This window comes from Dactylosporangium sp. NPDC000555 (assembly GCF_040300025.1).
In the GTDB taxonomy this organism is placed as follows: Bacteria; Actinomycetota; Actinomycetes; order Mycobacteriales; family Micromonosporaceae; genus Dactylosporangium.
This window is the reverse complement of record NZ_JBEPDB010000054.1, coordinates 43,195-61,368: the sequence shown is the minus strand read 5'-3', so window position 1 is coordinate 61,368 and position 18,174 is coordinate 43,195. Positions and strand designations below refer to the sequence as shown.

General features: G+C 69.6%; 17 protein-coding genes, 1 tRNA gene and 1 pseudogene. 13 read left to right on the top strand and 6 right to left on the bottom strand.

All coding sequences use genetic code 11. The features are described 5' to 3' along the window. Positions 1-165 precede the first annotated feature (165 nt). Positions 166-238: transfer RNA gene (locus ABT297_RS28020), tRNA-Val, on the top strand. Positions 239-343: 105 nt separating this feature from the next. On the opposite strand, the gene ABT297_RS28015 is transcribed toward ABT297_RS28020, so the two are convergent. The 5 genes from ABT297_RS28015 to ABT297_RS27995 form a co-directional block, all read right to left on the bottom strand. After that, positions 344-763, bottom strand: a complete 420-nt coding sequence (locus ABT297_RS28015) for a PIN domain-containing protein (protein WP_350554922.1) — start codon at positions 761-763, stop codon at positions 344-346. Next, entirely contained in the window at positions 760-966 is a 207-nt protein-coding gene (locus tag ABT297_RS28010; protein WP_229836992.1) for a type II toxin-antitoxin system VapB family antitoxin, read from the bottom strand. The genes ABT297_RS28015 and ABT297_RS28010 overlap by 4 nt, the downstream gene beginning before the upstream one ends. 689 nt (positions 967-1,655) lie before the next feature. Then, entirely contained in the window at positions 1,656-1,985 is a 330-nt protein-coding gene (locus tag ABT297_RS28005) for a TetR/AcrR family transcriptional regulator C-terminal domain-containing protein (RefSeq protein WP_350554920.1), read from the bottom strand. Positions 1,986-2,299: 314 nt separating this feature from the next. After that, complete coding sequence (locus tag ABT297_RS28000; protein ID WP_350554918.1) at positions 2,300-2,677, bottom strand: helix-turn-helix domain-containing protein; 378 nt, start codon at positions 2,675-2,677, stop codon at positions 2,300-2,302. Next, complete coding sequence (locus tag ABT297_RS27995; protein WP_350554916.1) at positions 2,670-2,960, bottom strand: hypothetical protein; 291 nt, start codon at positions 2,958-2,960, stop codon at positions 2,670-2,672. The genes ABT297_RS28000 and ABT297_RS27995 overlap by 8 nt, the downstream gene beginning before the upstream one ends. A gap of 397 nt (positions 2,961-3,357) precedes the next feature. On the opposite strand from ABT297_RS27995, the gene ABT297_RS27990 reads away from it, so the two are divergent. The 6 genes from ABT297_RS27990 to ABT297_RS27965 are packed head-to-tail and all read left to right on the top strand — an operon-like array spanning position 3,358 to position 8,184. Continuing rightward, complete coding sequence (locus ABT297_RS27990; RefSeq protein ID WP_350554914.1) at positions 3,358-4,278, top strand: ATP-binding cassette domain-containing protein; 921 nt, start codon at positions 3,358-3,360, stop codon at positions 4,276-4,278. Further along, positions 4,275-5,066 (top strand): ABC transporter permease, encoded by a 792-nt coding sequence (locus ABT297_RS27985; RefSeq protein WP_350554912.1) that lies wholly within the window; start codon positions 4,275-4,277, stop codon positions 5,064-5,066. Before ABT297_RS27990 ends, ABT297_RS27985 begins: the two co-directional genes overlap by 4 nt. Before the next feature lie 12 nt (positions 5,067-5,078). Beyond that, complete coding sequence (locus tag ABT297_RS27980) at positions 5,079-6,275, top strand: sensor histidine kinase (RefSeq protein ID WP_350554910.1); 1,197 nt, start codon at positions 5,079-5,081, stop codon at positions 6,273-6,275. Beyond that, positions 6,272-6,925 (top strand): response regulator, encoded by a 654-nt coding sequence (locus ABT297_RS27975; RefSeq protein WP_350554908.1) that lies wholly within the window; start codon positions 6,272-6,274, stop codon positions 6,923-6,925. Before ABT297_RS27980 ends, ABT297_RS27975 begins: the two co-directional genes overlap by 4 nt. 57 nt (positions 6,926-6,982) lie before the next feature. After that, on the top strand, positions 6,983-7,387 hold the full coding sequence (locus tag ABT297_RS27970; protein WP_350554906.1) for a histidine kinase: 405 nt from the start codon (positions 6,983-6,985) through the stop codon (positions 7,385-7,387). Further along, on the top strand, positions 7,384-8,184 hold the full coding sequence (locus ABT297_RS27965; protein WP_350554904.1) for a response regulator: 801 nt from the start codon (positions 7,384-7,386) through the stop codon (positions 8,182-8,184). The genes ABT297_RS27970 and ABT297_RS27965 overlap by 4 nt, the downstream gene beginning before the upstream one ends. Positions 8,185-8,773: 589 nt before the next feature. Here the strand turns inward: ABT297_RS27965 and ABT297_RS27960 are convergent. Then, positions 8,774-9,148: pseudogene (locus ABT297_RS27960) on the bottom strand (trypsin-like serine protease); the annotation flags it as partial. A gap of 437 nt (positions 9,149-9,585) precedes the next feature. Between ABT297_RS27960 and ABT297_RS27955 the strand changes: the two are divergent. From ABT297_RS27955 to ABT297_RS27930, 6 genes are all read left to right on the top strand, one after another. Continuing rightward, on the top strand, positions 9,586-9,792 hold the full coding sequence (locus ABT297_RS27955) for a heavy-metal-associated domain-containing protein (RefSeq protein WP_350554902.1): 207 nt from the start codon (positions 9,586-9,588) through the stop codon (positions 9,790-9,792). A gap of 2 nt (positions 9,793-9,794) precedes the next feature. Continuing rightward, a complete protein-coding gene (locus ABT297_RS27950) occupies positions 9,795-10,769 on the top strand; it encodes a DUF8832 domain-containing protein (RefSeq protein WP_350554900.1) in 975 nt (324 codons plus the stop codon). Between the two features lie 11 nt (positions 10,770-10,780). Further along, positions 10,781-13,069, top strand: a complete 2,289-nt coding sequence (locus ABT297_RS27945; protein ID WP_350554898.1) for a heavy metal translocating P-type ATPase — start codon at positions 10,781-10,783, stop codon at positions 13,067-13,069. 92 nt (positions 13,070-13,161) lie between these two features. Next, positions 13,162-15,273, top strand: coding sequence for a copper-translocating P-type ATPase (locus ABT297_RS27940; RefSeq protein ID WP_502885655.1), 2,112 nt, complete (start codon positions 13,162-13,164; stop codon positions 15,271-15,273). Positions 15,274-15,763: 490 nt separating this feature from the next. After that, the gene (locus ABT297_RS27935; RefSeq protein WP_350554896.1) at positions 15,764-17,308 is read left to right on the top strand and encodes an APC family permease; all 1,545 of its coding nucleotides are present in this window, start codon (positions 15,764-15,766) and stop codon (positions 17,306-17,308) included. 60 nt (positions 17,309-17,368) lie between these two features. Then, positions 17,369-18,172, top strand: coding sequence for an alpha/beta fold hydrolase (locus ABT297_RS27930; protein WP_350554894.1), 804 nt, complete (start codon positions 17,369-17,371; stop codon positions 18,170-18,172). Positions 18,173-18,174 lie beyond the last annotated feature (2 nt).

Sequence of the window (18,174 nt, the reverse complement as noted above, 5' to 3'; positions counted from 1 at the left end):
GGGGCTTACGTACCCCCCCCCCCGCCCCAAACACCCCCGGGTTAATCACCCTCCCTTTAAAAACCCAACCCCCCCCCACACTGGGGGGGGGGTGGCGGCCCCCCCCCCACCCCACCCCAGCTCCATGCCCGTGCCGTATTCAAGCTCGTCCCGCCGCGCAGGGGCGGGCGGTAGCTCAGCAGGTTAGAGCTGGGGACTCACAATCCCTTGCCCGCGAGTTCGAGTCCCGCCCGCCCCACCGGTGCCGCCACCTGCATGTACGCCCATCGGCGCGGCCCGCTGCTGGTGGGGGCGCTGCCGGTGTCGCAGTGTGTACATCGGTCTGGCTACCGCGTCGGCTGGATCAAGGTATGGAGCCTTTTGGCGCGACCCAGTCGACGGGTTGCCCGGTCACCGCGGCGATGTGGTCGAAGTCGGCGTCGTAGTGCAGGACGGAGGCGCCGTAGTGCTCGGCGGCGGCGGCGGTAAGCAGGTCCATCACGCCTGCGGCGCGGTGTTGACTTCGGGTCGCCATGAGGGCCTGAACCTCGCGTGCCCGAAGGGCGATCTCGTCGACGGAGGCGAGTTGGACGAGTTGACCACGAATGCGAAAGATCCCTTGATGCTCGGCGGGGGTGCGCGCCGAATAGCCCAGTTCGAGGTCAACGGTGACGAAGGTGGCCAGCGTTCCGTCCGCCGCCAGCGTCCTGAGCCGGGTCTCGGCCGCCGATGATCGACGCGCAACCGTGTACGCAGAGGTGTCGGCGAGGAACAGCGTGGTCAACGCCGGGCACCACGCATCACATCCGGGTCGGTCAGGTCGGACCCGCCGAGGAAGAACGGATCGTCAAGGACGGCGCGCGATCGTGCCTTGCGCTCAGCCACGTAGCGCAGCGCCTCGTTGACGGTGTCCTTCTTCGTCGCGGTCCCCAACTCGGATTGAGCGGCCTCAAGTAGTTCGTCGTCCACGTCGATGATAGTTCTCACGACACTGATGATATCAGGAAGCCGTCGCTGTATACATGGCTCGCCGTCGCGTGCTCAGTGCGTCGGTGCTTATCCGGCGCACTCTGGCGTCGCGCGGGCGGCGCCGCAACGTGAGCCCGAGCCGGTCGATGCCTGCGACCCGCGTTGACGGTCACGGCCGGCAGGGCGAGGCCAGGAATCATGATCGAGTGGTTCGCATGGTGCATCATCCGCTCCACCAATGTCCGATTTACCCGCTAGGCTCGAACCGAACGATCTTGACGGCCGGGTCCTGCGCACTGCGGCGGTTCCCGCGGTCGAGGCACTCGATCACCCGGCGGTGGTCGTCTGCACGACGCGTGGCTGGTGGTTCGCACCGGACCGGCATCGGCGTCTTAGCGTCGAGCTACCGGACGGAGCCGGTCGTCATCGACGCAATGGTGCATCTGCTTATAGCCGATGAGCGCGCGCTCAACGTGCGTGAGTGCAGCGGCGATCATCGCTCACCGGGCGATGCTGTCGTGCCTCAGTCGCCGGTGAAGCGCCGGCTCCCGCGTGCCCCGGCCGGGGATGGGAACATCCGCCCTCTACGACCCATCAAGAAGCGGACGCTCCCGGCGCCCACCAACGTTTTGAGTGGTGGCGGCGCAAGCCCACACGGCCCAGTGGACACCGACCTCGACCTCCCTCACACTCGGCAGTGCTGAGCGTCACGCTCGGGGCTGGGTGAGTTTGGCGGCCACGGCGTCGAGGACCCAGTCCAGGCCCGTCGCGAAGGATGTTTCGGTGTCCACGTGCGTGCCGTCGTACACGGCCTTGGTCAGCGCCGGGAAGCGGCCCGTGGCCAACATTTTGGTCACATGCGGGCCGGAGGCGCGCTGCCAGTCGCGTTTGGACAGGCCCGTGGCGCGCTCGGCCCGCAGGTTCGCGATCTCGCGCCTGATCGCGCCTGTGAGGTAGGCGCTGACGGTTTCCACGGCGCGCATGACGGTGTCGATGTCGGCGAGGCCGTCGAGGGGGGCCAGCTTGGCCTCGGTCACGGCGAGGCCGTCTAGCTAACGGCCTCGATGGAACCAAGCAGCGCCGACGTCTGCGGACGACATCAACCACCGTGCCCGCAACCACGACGGCGCGCAAGGGCCCGACGGTTTTCAGCCCGGAACGGGCCGCCCACACGGGGGAAGGAGGACTAGCTAGGCATCGTCCCTCGTGGCCGACGCCGCCAGCGTTTGCTCGACCCGCCCTTCGACGACCGCGTCAAGAGCGATCACCTCGTATCAGTCACGCACGCACAGGAGCCCATACTGCACCGCCCTGCTGGTTGGAGGCGCGTTGCGCCGCCGGGAGCGCCCCCTCAGTGTCTGATCAGTGAGGTGAGGTCTACTTCGATGTCGTGTCCGGCGACGGTGACGACAACGCGTGGACGATCGCCAGCGGCGGCGAGATAGCTGGCAAGCGTTGAGAGCAGCATGTCGGGGCGACTTTCGATGCGGCTGATCTCCGACTGCGCTACGCCCATGGCCTTGGCCAGCTCGACCTGTGTGAGATCCGCTGCCTTGCGTACCGCCGCGAGGTTTTCGGCGTAGACACGGTCGGCTTCGGCCATCTCCGCGCGGATGCTGTCAACACGCTCGGCGGCACCGCGTCGCGATCGCAGGCGTGCCATGCGCGCCTGTGCGGCTTCGGTGTCGACGAACGTGGTGGGTTCGGACTCAGTGGGCCGGTTAGCCATCGTCGCCTCCGTCGGTCAGTCTGAGGTAGGCCGCAATCACCTGGTCGGCGCGGCTGCTGACGCTGTTGTAGAACACGTCACCCATCTGGGCCTTGTCGTTGCCGAACAAGACGATCACCGGCGGGGCCTCGGGCGGAAACCACACGATCAGGCGGACGGCCATGCCCTCTCGGAACGGGTGCGAGACCCGCCAGACCGGGTACCTGCGGGACTGCCGGACACGCTTCAGGGTCGGTGTGTCGTCCGCCGGTGACTCCTTGAGGTCCTGCAGGTAGTCCAACATCGCGTTGACCAGGTCGAGTTGCTCGTCTGCCCGACCGTGCCCGTCGGCTGCTCGGCGTTCGAGTTCAGTCAGCCATCTGTCGGAACTCGCTCGACCAGTCGATCAACACGCCACAAATATAGCACCAAAAGCATACTCTGTCACCCTCGAACGACTGTGGCCTCACGATCCTGCCGAGCCGGTTGGCGAAGTGAGCCACGCCGTTCGGGCAGCGGTGGGTTCTCCCCGGCGACGCCCAACGGCCGCTTGCGCCGGTTGCCAGATTGACTGACTTCACGGACCGCTGCATAACCCAAGCATCATGCGATCTTTGCCTGGTACCGCGGTACCAGGCGGTCCCGTCGGATGCCGACCGTGGTACCAGTGAATTGACCCGCTGGATTCGTAGTGTCAAGCCGTGATTGAAGTGCAGCAAGTCACCAAGAGATACGACACTCGTACTGCCGTGCACCAGCTCTCGTTCACCGCCCGCCCCGGCCAGGTCACCGGCTTCCTGGGCCCGAACGGTGCCGGCAAATCAACCACGATGCGTATGATCGTCGGCTTGGACGCACCGACGGAAGGACGGGCCACCGTCAACGGCAAAAGGTACGCTGACCATCCCGCTCCGCTACGCGAGATCGGCGTCCTGCTCGAGGCCAAATCGGTGCACCCGGGCCGCACCGCACTGAGTCATCTGCTCGGGATGGCGCGTACGCATCGCATCCCTCGCCGGCGTGTCGACGAGGTGATCGACATGGCCGGGTTGTCCGCGGTGGCCGGCAAGCGCGTCGGCGGGTTCTCCCTCGGCATGGGTCAGCGCCTCGGCATCGCGGCGGCACTGCTCGGTGACCCGGCTGCGGTGATGCTCGACGAACCGGTGAACGGGCTCGACCCCGAAGGTGTGCTCTGGGTGCGCAACCTGCTCTCGGGCCTGGCCGGTGAGGGCCGCATCGTCATGCTGTCATCCCATCTGATGAACGAGGTCTCGCTCATCGCGACCCATCTCGTCATCATCGGGCGAGGTCGCCTGCTGGCCGACACCACTGTCGACGATCTGATCGGCGAGCAGACAACGGCCGGTGTCGTGGTCGCCACCAGCGACATGGCGACGTTGCGGACGGCGCTGAGCCGGCCGGACATCATGGTGACGTCCACCGGAGCGGACCGTGCGCTGGTCACCGGGATCCCGGCACACGAGATCGCCCGCCTGGCGGTGGAGCACGGGGTACCGCTGTTCGAACTCGTCCCACAGGCCGTCAGCCTCGAAGAGGCTTTCATGAAGCTCACTCGTGACGTGGTGGAGTACCCCAGCGCCGAACGGGAGGCGACCCGGTGACGGCGCAGGCGACAACCACCTCTCAGCACCGACTCACCTTCGTCGGCGTCCCGTGGTCGGAGTGGACGAAGTTCTCCTCGCTGCGTTCCAGCTGGATAACGCTGGCCGTCACGGTGCTCGTGATCGTGGTGCCCGGGCTGCTCGTGGCTGCGACCCGCGATCCGGCGAACTCTGGCGAAATCTATGACCCGCTCGGTTCGGCGACGGTGATGGTCGCGCTCGCCGCGCTCATCGTGGCTGCGATGGGCGCTCTGCTCTCCGCGGGCGAGTACAGCACAGGAATGATCCGCTCGACGCTCACCGCGATCCCGACCCGGTTGCCGATGCTCTTGGCGAAGATACTTGTTCCCGCTGGGGCGGCGTTCCTGACGACGATCGTCTGTGTGTTGATCAACTTGGTTGTCGGTGATCTGCTGACCGATCCCGACCTGGTCCGTTCCGACGCCGGCGCGGCAACGATCCTGCGCGTGCTCATCTGCTCAGGGCTCTATCTCGCGGCCGTCACCATGATCGGCGTTTCCCTCGGCATTCTGATCCGGTCGAGCGCGGGCGCCATCTCCATCTTCGCCGGGTTCCTCTTGATCCTGCCGCAGCTGCTCCCGGCTTTGCCGCAAGCCGTAGAAGAGACTGTCAAGCCGTATCACCTGGGGGCGGCCGGCCTGTCCGTCATCTCGGAGCAGCCACCAGAGGGCCATCTGGCGCCCGGACCCGCTGGTGCGGTGTTGGCGGTCTACGTCGTGGTGCTGGTTGGGAGTGCGGCCCTGCGGCTGGCGAAGACGGATGCCTGAGATCGGCGCGTCATGACCGACCACGAGGTACATCCGATCCACCCCAAGCACTTCGACCTGCCCGGCCGGCTGAAGAACATCGACCGGCGGCACCCGAGGCTCCTGGACGGATTCGTGCCGGCCGCGTCAGCGCTCGTGAGCTTGCCGGTCGTGCTCGGAGGCGAGAACAGCGACGGCCTCCATCACATCATGGCGATGATCGGGCTGGCGGCCCTGGTGCTACCGCTCTGGTGGTGGCGCCGGGCGCCGCTGGTCGCGTTCGTGACCTTCGAATTGGTACTGTCGGCCGAATGGCTGCTCGGCATTCGCCTACCCACGTACCTCGCCCAATTCGTTCTGCTGTACTCGGTCGCCGCGCGCGGGTCGTCGCGTGCGGTGGCCTGCGCTTGCGGGTTCATGACGGCGATGTACAGCCTGGCCGCAGGCACTCTGTGGCATGGCGGGCCCGGCGTTCTGCTGAGGAACCTCCTGACCATCGGGGGATTGTCGGCTGCCGCCGTAGCGACCGGGTTGACGGTGCGGACCCACCGCGCCTATCTTTCCTCGCTGGAGAGCCGGGCGGCCCGGCTGGAGATCGAGCGCGAACAGTCGGCGCAGCTCGCTGCCGCTCATGAGCGAGCCCGAATCGCCCGGGAGATGCACGACATCGTGGGCCATCACGTCTCCGTCATCGTGGGTCTGGCCGACGGTGGCGCGTCGCTGGCCGACAGCCGCGGCGAGCGGACAGCCGAGCCGCTGCGCCTGATCGGGGAAACCGGGCGGCAAGCCCTCACGGAGCTTCGCCGTGTACTTGGCGTGCTGCGCGACGTACAGCAGGATCAGCAATGGGGTCCCCAGCCCGGCATCGCCGATATCGAAGATCTCCTGCCGGCCCTCCGATCGGCGGGGCTGGCGGTCACCTATCGCACCGAAGGTGAATTCGCTGCGTTGAGCAGGGGCCTGCAGTTGACGGCGTACCGCATCGTCCAAGAGGCTCTCACCAACACGCTGAACCACGCCGGCCCCGGCGTCGCCGTCGACGTCGCGCTGCGCAAGCGGCCGGGCGAGATGACCATCACGGTACGGGACTACGGCGCACCGGCCCACGGCACCCCGGGGAACGGGATCGCGGGCATTCGCGAGCGTGCCGCCCTCTACGACGGCACCGTCAAGGCCGGACCAAGCGACGACGGATGGCTGGTCGAGGCCATCCTCAAGGAGCCCGCGTGACCACGGTGCTGATCGCCGACGACCAGCCGCTGCAACGGCTCGGCTTCCGGATGCTGCTGGACAGCACCGAAGGGATGACGGTAGTGGGCGAAGCGGCGCACGGCGTTGAGACAGTACGCAAAGCACAGGCATTGCGGCCGGACGTGGTGCTCATGGACGTTCGCATGCCGGGCATGGACGGCATCGAGGCGACCCGTCACATCACCGCGACGGGCACCCGCACTCACGTCCTGATCCTCACCACCTTCGACGTGGACGAGTACGTCTACGCAGGACTACAGGCGGGCGCCAGCGGTTTCCTGCTCAAAGACGCTCGTCCGGACGAGTTGCTCGCCGGAATCCGCGCGGTGGCCGCCGGGAACGCCATAGTGGCGCCGAGCCTCACCCGACGGCTGATGGAGGCGTATGTCTCGCAGGGTGACGCCGGACCTCGGGAGGATCCGCGGCTGGCCGCGCTCAGCGACCGGGAACGGGAGGTCCTCGTGGCGATCGGCCGCGGCTGGACCAACACCGAGATCGCCGACCACTTCACGCTGACCGAGTCGACCGTGAAGAAGCACGTCGGACGGGTCCTTACCAAGGTCGGCGCGCGTGACCGGATCCAGGCGGTGATCGTCGCGTACGACGCGGGCCTCGTGCGTCCGGCATGACGACTCGGGTGCGCTGAACGCGGTGGGATCGGTGCTTGGTACACGGGTTGAGGCTGCATGCTCGCCTCGTTGATTGTCATAGACATAGTGGCCAACTGGAGTGAGGGCGGCCCGCACCAGGTTGTGGGGACGGCGAGCACCGCGGTGCTCATCGGGACGTTGCTCGGCGGCGCGGTGAGCGTGCGGCGCCAGCGGGCGCTCGCGGCCGACCGGGTGCGTGCGGCGGCGTTGAACGAGCGTCTGCGGATCGCCCGGGATCTGCACGACGCTGTCGCGAACCGGTTGTCAGCACTCGCTCTGCGGGTCACCGCAGCCAGGGCGTTGACGTCACGGCACGGCTTGGTCGGCATGACCGAACGCGCCATCGCCTGTGGTGGCACGTTGGTCGCCGGACCGCGCTCGGACGGCGGCTGGTCGGTGGAGGCCTACCTACCCGTCCCACCACAAGGTCATCACGCATGAAAACCGCAAGCCCAGGATGGGCTTCTACTCCCAGCAGGCCGGAGATCACCGTGGTCCTGGCAGACGATCAGGACCTGGTCCGAACCAGTATGCGGCTGATGTTGGAGACCGAACGGGATCTGCGCGTTGTGGGCGAAGCCGCAGACGGCGAGGAGGCCGTCACGCTGACCCGGCAGCTCCGTCCGGATGTCGTCATCATGGACGTCCGCATGCCACGAGTCGATGGGATCGAAGCTACCCGGCAGCTGAGCGGGGACGTGTCGCCGCCCGCGATCCTGATCCTGACCACCTTCGACACCGACGAGTTCCTGTTCGGGGCGTTGCACGCGGGAGCCTCCGGCTTCGTTCTCAAGCACGACACCGTGCAGGCGTTCATCGAGGCGGTGCGGGCGGTGGCCCGAGGAGACGGATTCGTATCCCCGGGCCCCACCGCACGGCTCATCCGCGCCAGTCGAGAGCGTCAGCCGCCGTCTCGGCCATCAACCTCGATTCACCTGCTGACACCGCGCGAATACGATGTGCTGGCATTACTCGGCCTCGGCCTGACAAACAATCAGATCGGCCGCTGCCTGGCCATCGAATCGAGCACCGCGAAAACCCACGTCCAGCGGATTCTCGCCAAGCTGAATGTCGGCACCCGTGTTCAGGCAGCGCTCATCGCCCACGAATTCGGGCTGACCCGTCCACCGCAGCGCACCAGCTCCGAAGCCTCCACCTCGCCGGAACACCACCGGCCTCCAGCGCGCGGGCCGAGGCTTCCGCCTGCCCGGGAGGACGAGTCAGTTCGGCGTCGATGAAGGCCGTGGCCGACGACAGCCGCTGCTCGACGGAGAACTCACCCCAGCTGGCGTTGCCGGACAACAGGCCGTTCAGTTCCAGCAGGCGACGCCCGGCCAGCACACCCAGGTCATCCATCCATTCGATGACGTCGTTGATCGCCGGATCACCCAATGCCGCGCGGGCCTCTGTGAACGACCGGAACCGGAACACGCTGACATCGGTCCGCGGCCCGTGCGAGAACGCGGCCAGATCCGAGAAGGAGTACGTGGTGATCCCCGCAACTTTGCCGTCGATGAATGACGGGCTGCCCGAGTCGCCGCCGTTGATGTTGTTCTCCCGCCTTCCCAGCCCGCGTCCGGGCACGGACAGGTGAGTCCCGATCGCGTCCTGCGCCGGCCGACCGGTGTCCATGTCGAAGACCAGCGAGTCTTCCGGCTTCACACCGGAACGCAACTCGTCGTCGAAGATCAGCGCGACGACGCTCCCGCGGTCCACCCTGTCGAACAGCCGCCGACCCGTGGTGTCGAACGTGTTGTGCCCGATCGCCTTACGGTTCTCGAATGCCGGATCGACTCGAGGCTGCCCCGGTTCCCTTGATGGCTCGCCATCTCGCCACACCGGCCCGTAGGACACCTTCGTGAACATCCGTCCGACTTCGTGCCTGTCGCGGTAGATGTCATACCGCTGCACCCACGCGGGGGCGGGCTGGGAGAGTTCTCCGACCGCGATGTCGAAGCGCTGCTCGTGGTCGTACCGCCAGACCCGGACCGGCAGCTCGATCACCCGGCGGGAGGAACCTTCGAAACGCACTGTCCAAGCCGCCTCCGGCCCAGACACGCAGTGGGCTGCGGTTACGACGTGCCGACCGCTCGTGAGCAGAGTCGCGCTGCACCCAGCGATCTTCTCACCACCGGATCGCTCGAAGGTCTGACCGACCCCGGTCCACGAACCCGCCGGCGCCAACAACCTCTCCGGTGCCATCCCTGGTGCCGTCGTCATCGCCTGGGCATTCCCGGCTCCCGCAGCGGTGAGACACATCGCAGTCAGCGCCGCCACGGTGACGATCCGCCGCACCCCCCGCTCCAGGTGGCCATCAGTCATGAGCAGTTGTCGTTTCATGACCGCGACCGTAGGCGCGGATCACCGATGCGTCGTCTGCCGGTCAGGCGACATTCCTGTCCGCCATTCGGCGGACGTCTTCACCCTCGGCACACCGCTCGCCGTCATCGAGACGGCAGGAAGAGCGCGGCTGCCTCGTCCGCCAGTTCGGCCGGAGGGGGGCGTCCGGGCCTGAGCTTGCCGTCCGGCCCTGGGGTTGGTACCCCAGGGGGGTACCGGTATATTGGCTGTCGAAGGCAACGCCGAACCACCCGAACCGCGGGCTCCGGCACCGGGGCCGACAACAGAAGGAGATCGTCATGACGACTCAGACCTACGCCGTGACCGGTATGACCTGCGGTCACTGCGTGCAGTCCGTCAGTAGCGAGCTCGGTAAGCTCGACGGCGTCCAGAACGTCCAGGTCGACCTGGCCAGCGGTGCCGTCACTGTCACCAGCCAGGCGCTTCTCGACGACGCCGCGGTCCGCGCCGCGGTCGATGAGGCCGGATACCAGGTGGCGGTTTAGCCGTGCGTACCCCGCTCAAGCTCGGCGCCTACGCGCTCGGGCTGGCGGCCGTGTTCATCGCCGCGGTCGGGGTCGGCAGCATCGCCGGCCCCGCCCCGGCCCCGGCCGCCCACACCGACACCCACACAACAGCCGGCACGCGCACCGCCACAGGTCACGGCGACCACCAGGACGGCGCGTCCGCGAGCCTGCCCGGTGGGCTGCAGGTCGCCGAGGGCGGCTACCACCTCCAGCCGCTCACCACCACGCTGAGCACGGCGAGCGCGGCGCCGTTCCGCTTCCGCGTCATCGGGCCCGACGCCCAGCCGGTCACGGGCTACACGGTCAGCCACGACAAGGAGCTGCACCTCATCGTGGTGCGCCGGGACCTGACCGGGTTCCAGCACCTGCATCCGCAACGCGACCCGGACGGCACCTGGAGCGTGCCCATCGCCGTGACCGCGGCGGGGCAGTATCGCGTCTTCGCCGACTTCCAGCCGGCCGGGCGCGGGCGCGGGCTGACCCTCGGCGTGGATGTGCCCGCCCCCGGCGGCTACGAGCCCGTGGCGCTGCCGGCGCCACAGCGGACCGCGACCGTGGACGGCTACACCGTCACCCTCGACGGCACGCTCACTCCCGGTACAGCCTCGAAGCTGACGCTGACCGTGACCCGCGACGGCGCCCCGGTCACCGACCTGCAGCCCTACCTCGGCGCCTACGGGCACCTCGTCGCGCTGCGCGACGGCGACCTCGCCTACCTGCACGTCCACCCCGACGGCACCCCCGGCGACGGTCGCACCGCGGCCGGCCCGCAGGTCACGTTCTTCGCCGAGGTGCCCAGTGCCGGCACATATCGGCTGTTCCTGGACTTCCAGCACGCCGGGACCGTCCGTACCGCCGAGTTCACCGCCGTCGCCGGCACCGTCCCGGCGCAGCCCACGCCGGCCGCGTCGCCGTCGGCGGCGGAGCATGGCGAGCCCGGCCACACGCACAGCTGAAGGAGGCATCGATGGCATCCCCGACCCGGCCGCTGATCGCGGTACCGAATCACATCGAACTGGCGATCGGCGGCATGACCTGCGCCTCCTGCGCGGCGCGGATCGAGAAGAAGCTCAACCGCCTGGACGGGGTAACCGCGAGCGTCAACTACGCCACCGAGAAAGCCACCGTCACCTACACCGGCGAGCTCACCCCTCAGGACCTGATCACGGTGGTGGAGCAGACGGGTTACACCGCCGCCCTGCCCGCGCCGCCCGACACCGGCGGCGCGGCGGCGGAGCCGGTCGACGAGTTCCGTGGCCTTCGCACCCGGCTGTGGGTGTCGCTGGTGCTCACCGTCCCGGTGGTCGTGCTGGCGATGGTTCCGGCGTGGCAGTTCACCTTCTGGCAGTGGGCGTCACTCACCCTCGCCGCGCCGGTCGTCGTCTACGGTGGGTGGCCGTTTCACCGGGCCGCGTGGACCAACCTGCGCCACGGCGCGGCGACCATGGACACACTCGTCTCGCTGGGCACGATCGCCGCGTTCGGCTGGTCGCTGTGGGCGCTGTTCCTGGGCACCGCCGGCACGCCCGGCATGACGCACGCGTTCGAGCTGTCGATCGAGCGCACCGACGGTACCGGGAACATCTACCTCGAGGCCGCCGCCGGCGTGACCCTGTTCATTCTCGCCGGCCGCTACTTCGAGGCCCGCGCCAAGCGTCGCGCCGGCGCGGCCCTGCGCGCCCTGCTCGAACTCGGCGCGAAGGACGTCGCGGTGCTGCGCGACGGCGCCGAGGTCCGTGTCCCGGTCGAGCGGCTGGCGGTCGGCGACCGGTTCGTCGTGCGACCCGGTGAGAAGATCGCCACCGACGGGATCGTCGAGGACGGCACCTCCGCCGTCGACGCGAGCATGCTCACCGGCGAGTCCGTCCCGGTCGAGGTCGGTCCTGGCACCCCGGTGGTCGGCGCTACCGTCAACGCCGGCGGCCGGCTCGTCGTCCGCGCGACCCGGGTCGGGGCCGACACCCAGCTGGCCCAGATGGCCCGGCTCGTCGAGGACGCCCAGGCGGGCAAGGCCGCCGTACAGCGCCTCGCCGACCGCATCTCCGGCGTGTTCGTCCCGATCGTCATCGCGCTCGCCGTCGCCACCCTCGGCTACTGGATCGGCACCGGCACCGGGCTCACCGCCGCGTTCACCGCCGCGGTCGCGGTGCTCATCATCGCCTGCCCCTGCGCGCTGGGCCTGGCCACGCCCACCGCGCTGCTGGTCGGCACCGGCCGCGGCGCCCAGATCGGCATCCTCATCAAGGGCCCCGAGGCCCTCGAGTCCACCCGGCGGGTCGACACCGTCGTGCTGGACAAGACCGGCACCGTCACCACCGGCCAGATGACCCTCCACGACGTCATCGCCGCCGAGGGCACCGATCCCGCCGAGGTCCTGCGCGTCGCCGGCGCGCTCGAGGCCGCGTCCGAGCATCCGATCGCCCGCGCGATCGCGACCGCGGCCGCCGATCGGCACGGCACCCTGCCCGCCGTCGCCGAGTTCGGCAACGTCGAGGGGCTCGGTGTCCGCGGCAGGGTCGAGGATCGCGCGGTGATCGTCGGCCGGGCCGCGCTGCTGCTGACGGAGGGTCTGAGCATCCCCGACGACCTCCATGACGCCCAGTCCGCGGCCGAGCGGGCCGGGCAGACGGCGATCCTCGCCGGGTGGGACGGGCAGGCCCGCGGCCTGCTCACCGTCGCTGACACGGTCAAGCCCACCAGCGCCCGGGCGATCGTGGGTCTGCGCCGGCTCGGGCTGACGCCGATCCTGCTCACCGGCGACAACCCCGCCGTCGCCCGCACCGTCGCCGACCACGTCGGCATCACCGAGGTCATCGCCGAGGTGCTGCCCGCCGACAAGGTCGAGGTCATCAAACGCCTCCAGACCGACGGCAAGGTCGTCGCGATGATCGGCGACGGCGTCAACGACGCGGCGGCGCTCGCCCAGGCGGATCTCGGCCTGGCCATGGGCACCGGCACCGACGTCGCCATCGAGGCGTCCGACCTGACCCTCGTCCGCGGCGACCTGCTGGCCGCCGTCGACGCGATCCGCCTGTCGCGGCGGACGCTGCGCACCATCCAGGGCAACCTGTTCTGGGCGTTCGCCTACAACGTCGCCGCCCTGCCGCTCGCGGCCGCCGGGCTGCTCAACCCGATGCTCGCCGGCGCCGCGATGGCGTTGTCCTCCGTGTTCGTCGTCACCAACAGTCTGCGCCTGCGGCGGTTCAAGCCGGCGCATCCGATCGGCGCCGGCGATCCCGCGCCCGCCGGTATCTGACGAGCGGGCGGGGGCGGCTCCGCCGTCAGCGAACCTTCATCGACGTCAAGGAGGGTGCCATGTCCGACGCGGCGAGCAAGACGGATGCGGGAATGCACAGCGGCCACCACAACCACGAGTCCGGCACGACGGCGCCGGGTGTCGCGTCGCACGCGGGCCACGCGCCGTCACCGGACGCCCATGCCGGCCACGCGTCGCACCATGGGCACGGCGGCGGCCACGACAAGCACGCCGGGCACGACCCGGAGATGTTCCGGCGCAAGTTCTGGCTGAGCCTGATCCTGACGGTGCCGGTCGTGCTGACCAGCGAGATGGTGATGGACTGGTTCGGCTACCGGATCGACTTCCCCGGCGTCTCCTGGGTCGGACCGGTTCTCGGCACCGTCGTGTTCCTCTACGGCGGCTGGCCGTTCCTGGTCGGCGGCGTCCGGGAAGTCCGCGACCGGGCCCCGGGCATGATGCTGCTCATCTCGATGGCGATCACCGTCGCCTACGTCGCGTCGGTGGCCACCAGCGCCGGCCTGTTCGACCTGGACTTCTGGTGGGAGCTGGCCGCGCTGGTGACCATCATGCTGCTGGGGCACTGGCAGGAGATGAAGGCGATCGGGCAGGCACAGGGCGCGCTGGCCGCGCTCGCGGCGCTGCTGCCCGACGAGGCCGAGCGAGTGCTGCCGGACGGTGCCGTCGAGGCGGTGCCGGTGGCCCACCTGCGGGTCGGGGACGTGGTCCTCGTGCGTTCCGGTGGCCGGGTCCCGGCGGACGGGCGGGTCGTGGACGGCGAGGCCGAGCTGGACGAGTCGATGATCACGGGCGAGTCCAAGCCGGTTCGCCGGGGGATCGGGGACCGGGTCGTGGCCGGCACGGTCGCCACCGACTCGGCGCTGCGGGTGCGGGTGGAAGCCATCGGCGAGGACACCGCGCTGGCCGGTATCGGGCGGCTCGTCGCGCAGGCGCAGGCGTCCAGCGGGCGTGCGCAGGTGCTTGCCGACCGGTTCGCGGCGGTGCTGTTCTACGTCGCCACCGCCGCCGCGGCGCTCACGTTCGGCGTCTGGTGGGCGCTCGGTGATGTCGACCAGTCCGTGGTACGCACCGTCACGGTGCTCGTGATCGCCTGCCCGCACGCGCTCGGCCTCGCCATCCCGCTGGTGATCGCGCTGTCCACGGCGGTGTCCGCGAAGGCGGGCATCCTGGTCAAGGACCGCCTCGCGCTGGAGCGCATGCGCACCGTCGACGCGGTGCTGTTCGACAAGACCGGCACCCTGACCCGCGGCGCGCACGTGGTCACCGGCATCGCCGCCACCGGCGGCGCGACCGAGGACGACGTGCTGCGGCTGGCCGGTGGCGTGGAGGCCGACAGCGAGCACCCGCTGGCCAAGGCGATCGTCGCGGCCGCTGCCGGCAGGCAGGCGAAGGCGAGCGACTTCCGGTCGCTGACGGGCCGGGGCGTGCAGGCCACCGTCGACGGCATCCGCTACGCCGTCGGCGGCCCGGCACTGCTGCGCGAACACGCGGTGACCGTGCCCGCCGACCTCGGGGAGCGGACCGACGGGTGGTCGGGCCGTGGCGCCGCGGTGCTGCACCTGCTGCGGCTCGGCGACGCCGGGGTCGAGGTGGTCGGCGCCCTGGCGCTCGAGGACGAGGTGCGGCCGGAGGCCCGGCGGGCCATCGCCGAGCTGCGCGCCGCGGGCATCCGGAAGATCGTCATGATCACCGGAGATGCCCGGCCCGTCGCCGAGGCGGTCGCCGCCGACCTCGGCCTGGACGAGGTGTTCGCCGAGGTGCTGCCCGTCGACAAGGACCAGGCCGTCGCCGAGTTGCAGGCCCGGGGCCTCACCGTCGCGATGGTCGGCGACGGGGTGAACGACGCCCCGGCCCTGGCCCGCGCCGACGTCGGCATCGCCATCGGTGCCGGCACCGACGTCGCCATCGAGTCCGCCGGCGTCGTCCTCGCCTCCTCCGACCCGCGTGGCGTCACCGGCGTGATCCGCCTGTCCCGTGCCTCGTACCGCAAGATGATCCAGAACCTGGCATGGGCCGCCGGATACAATGTCATCGCCATTCCCCTCGCCGCCGGCGTGCTCGCCTGGGCCGGCGTCACGCTCAGCCCCGCCGTCGGCGCGGTCCTCATGTCCGCCTCCACCATCGTGGTCGCCCTCAACGCCCAACTCCTGCGCCGGGTTCGGCTGAGTCCCGAATCGGCGTGAGACGGCGCGCTCGCGGCGATGGGTCCGCCGATGAGCTCGGCACTGCAACAAGGCAAGGCGGACGGCGCTGCGGCGTCGTCCGCCTCGAAGCCGTCCAGCCCGTCGTGAACTCGGCGAAATCATGATCGTCTCAGGTGTGATCTCTTCGACCAATCCCTAGTAAACCCATAGGCTTTGCGTTATTGTGACCTGGTGTTCCCCCAGGCAGCTCACCTGTTCGGCCAGCGATACCTCGACCTGTGTCGCCACGCCGGCTCCCGCGGTCACTGTCAGTCCTGACGCTGCCGTCATCACCGCGTGTCACTGCGCGTCGCGGCCGCGACGCCGGGAAGACCGCCGGTCCTGATCTCATCCCGCCCCGCACGTGCTGCGGAGGCGGTGTTCGTCGCGCACCGCTCCCTCCGGCCGGTACATCGCCGTACCCGGCGAAGCCCTCCTGTCGTGGGCTTGCTCTGCCGTTCCCCCGCACCGCGCCGAAAGGTCCCCCACCGTGGCCACACAAGAATCGACATTGACCGACGGCAGCAGACCGTCCACCGCCGGCGAGGCCGACGAGCTCCCGGCCGGCGCCGTCTCCGGCCTGGGCGTCTTCGGCCAAGGCCTGGCCGCCGCCGCTCCGAGTGTCGCGATCGCCAGCGTTCCCGGCTCGCTGTTCCTGGTCTCCGGCAAGGGCGCCTTCTGGGCGGCGATCATCGGCGGAGCCCTCGTCTACCTCATCGCCGCCCTGATCGCGTTCCAGGCCCGGCGGACGGTCTCGTCCGGCTCGCTGGGCACGTACGCCGGCAACGGCCTCGGTCCGGTGGCCGCGTTCGTCACCGGCTGGGCCCTGATCCTCGGGTACATCGGCTTCGCTGCCGCCGGTGTGCTCGGGGCCGTGTTGTACTTCAACGCGTTCCTCCAGGAGATCGGCCTGCACACCGACCACGTGGCGGTCAAGGTGCTCCTGCTGGTCATCGCCTCGGCGGCGGCGTTCTACATCCCGTTCCGCGGCGTCAGCGTGTCGGTCAAGGTGGGGCTCGGATTCGAGATCGTGTCGCTGGTGGCGATCTTCGTCATCCTGATCGCCGCCTACATCCAGTACGGGCCGCACCTCGACGCCGAGCAGTTCAGCCTGCACCACCTGGGCGCCAGCACCACCCTCATCGCCGCGGTCACCGCCGTCGGGTCGTACGCCGGCTTCGAGAGCATCGCCTCCCTCGGGCACGAGGCGCGCGACGCCCACCGCAACGTTCCCCGGGCGATCCTGCGACTGGTCATCATCCTGTCCGCTCTCTACCTGGTCGCCACGTATCCGGAGATCCTCGGCTTCCAGGGCCCGAGGAAGCTCGACGCCGACAGCACGCCGCTGCCGGTCGTGGCGGAGAACGCGGGCGTCCACTGGGTCACCTACGCCGTCACGCTCTCGCTCGGCACGGCGATGATCGTGTTCTCGGCCGCCGTGATCAACTCCGGCGCGCGCAGCCTCTTCACGCTGGCCCGCGAGCAGGCCCTGCCCCGTTCGCTCGGCCGGGTCCACGCCGCCTTCCGTACGCCGCACGTCGCGATCACGTTCGTCAGCGTCGTCGGCTTCGTCATCGGCCTGATCGGAACGGTGAACTCGGTCGGCCGGTTCCAGTGGGACGTCTACGTCGGCATCGTCTCCAGCTACGCGTACCTGTTCGCCTACCTCCTGGTCGCCATCGCGACGCCACTGTGGCTGCGCAAGATCAGGGCACTGACGCCGGGAGCCGTCGTGGTGGCCGTACTCGCGACGCTCGGCATCCTCTACGTGATCTACAAGAACCTCGTCCCGGTCCCGGCCGGCGCCTACCGGTATCTGCCGTACGTATTCCTCGCACTGCTGCTGGTCGGCCTGCTCCGCTTCCTGCAGCTGCGGGCCACCCGGCCGCAGATCGCCGCCCGGGTGGGCTCCATCCAGACGCTGTCCGAGGCCGAGCAGGAGCGACTCGCCGAGCTCGGAATCCTCGACGCCGTGACCGGTGGCCATCGCGCCGACCGCGCGGTGGAGGACCTCGGCAGCGGCCCCTCGCGCTGACCCCGGCCACCAGGCCACCAGGCACTGAACCACCGATCCACCGAGTTCGAGGACCACGACATGCCGTTCTTCACCAGTTCCGACACACGCCTCTACTACCGCGCATGGGAGGTTGACCGGCCGGTTGCCGGGTTCGTCTTCCTGCACGGCGGCGGGGAACACTCCGGTCAGTTCAGCCGGCTCGCCTCGCGCCTCAACGCCGCCGGCATCGACGTCCACGCGATCGACCACCGAGGCCACGGCATCTCCGACGGGGAGCGCGGCGTGGTCCGATCGCTCGACGTGCTCGCGCGGGACGCGTCCGCCCTGGTCGACATCGTCCGCGAGCGCCGGCCCGGGCTCCCGCTCGTGATCGGCGGCCACTCGCTGGGCGGCTGGGTCACGGCCGCGGTCGTCACCGGCGATCCGGCGCCGTTCGCGGGCGCGGTGTTCACCGGGGCCAGCCTGCGCGGGCGTACGGCGCTCGACGGCCCGCCGCCGGGGGAGAGCTTCGCGTTCGACACGTCGGTGCTGGCCGCCGACCCGGACTATCTTGAGGAGCTCACCAAGGATCCCCTTGTCCAGCTGGTGCTTCCCGAGCCCGAGGTCACCGCGGCGGCCCTCGCGGTCGCCGCGGAACGGCTCGCCACGACCTTCGTCGACGTGACGCTGCCCGTGCTGTTCGTCAACGGCACCAGGGACGCGCTGGCCTCGATCGAGGACGCGCGGCACTGGCACGGCACGCTCGCGAACGCCCGCCTGGTGGAGATCCCCGATGGCCTGCACAACGTCCTCAACGACGTCGACCACGTGCGGGCGATCGACGCGGTGCGGGACTTCGTCCTCGACGTCGCCGCCGCGCGTCCGGCCGTGGCGGGTGCCTGAGC

Bases quoted from the DNA above. Each gene is read 5' to 3' on its own strand.
- ABT297_RS28000 (WP_350554918.1), bottom strand. From the start codon at position 2,677: ATGGCTAACCGGCCCACTGAGTCCGAACCCACCACGTTCGTCGACACC.
- ABT297_RS27995 (WP_350554916.1), bottom strand. From the start codon at position 2,960: ATGTTGGACTACCTGCAGGACCTCAAGGAGTCACCGGCGGACGACACA.
- ABT297_RS27980 (WP_350554910.1), top strand. From the start codon at position 5,079: ATGACCGACCACGAGGTACATCCGATCCACCCCAAGCACTTCGACCTG.
- ABT297_RS27970 (WP_350554906.1), top strand. From the start codon at position 6,983: ATGCTCGCCTCGTTGATTGTCATAGACATAGTGGCCAACTGGAGTGAG.
- ABT297_RS27965 (WP_350554904.1), top strand. From the start codon at position 7,384: ATGAAAACCGCAAGCCCAGGATGGGCTTCTACTCCCAGCAGGCCGGAG.
- ABT297_RS27955 (WP_350554902.1), top strand. From the start codon at position 9,586: ATGACGACTCAGACCTACGCCGTGACCGGTATGACCTGCGGTCACTGC.
- ABT297_RS27945 (WP_350554898.1), top strand. From the start codon at position 10,781: ATGGCATCCCCGACCCGGCCGCTGATCGCGGTACCGAATCACATCGAA.
- ABT297_RS27940 (WP_502885655.1), top strand. From the start codon at position 13,162: ATGCACAGCGGCCACCACAACCACGAGTCCGGCACGACGGCGCCGGGT.
- ABT297_RS27930 (WP_350554894.1), top strand. From the start codon at position 17,369: ATGCCGTTCTTCACCAGTTCCGACACACGCCTCTACTACCGCGCATGG.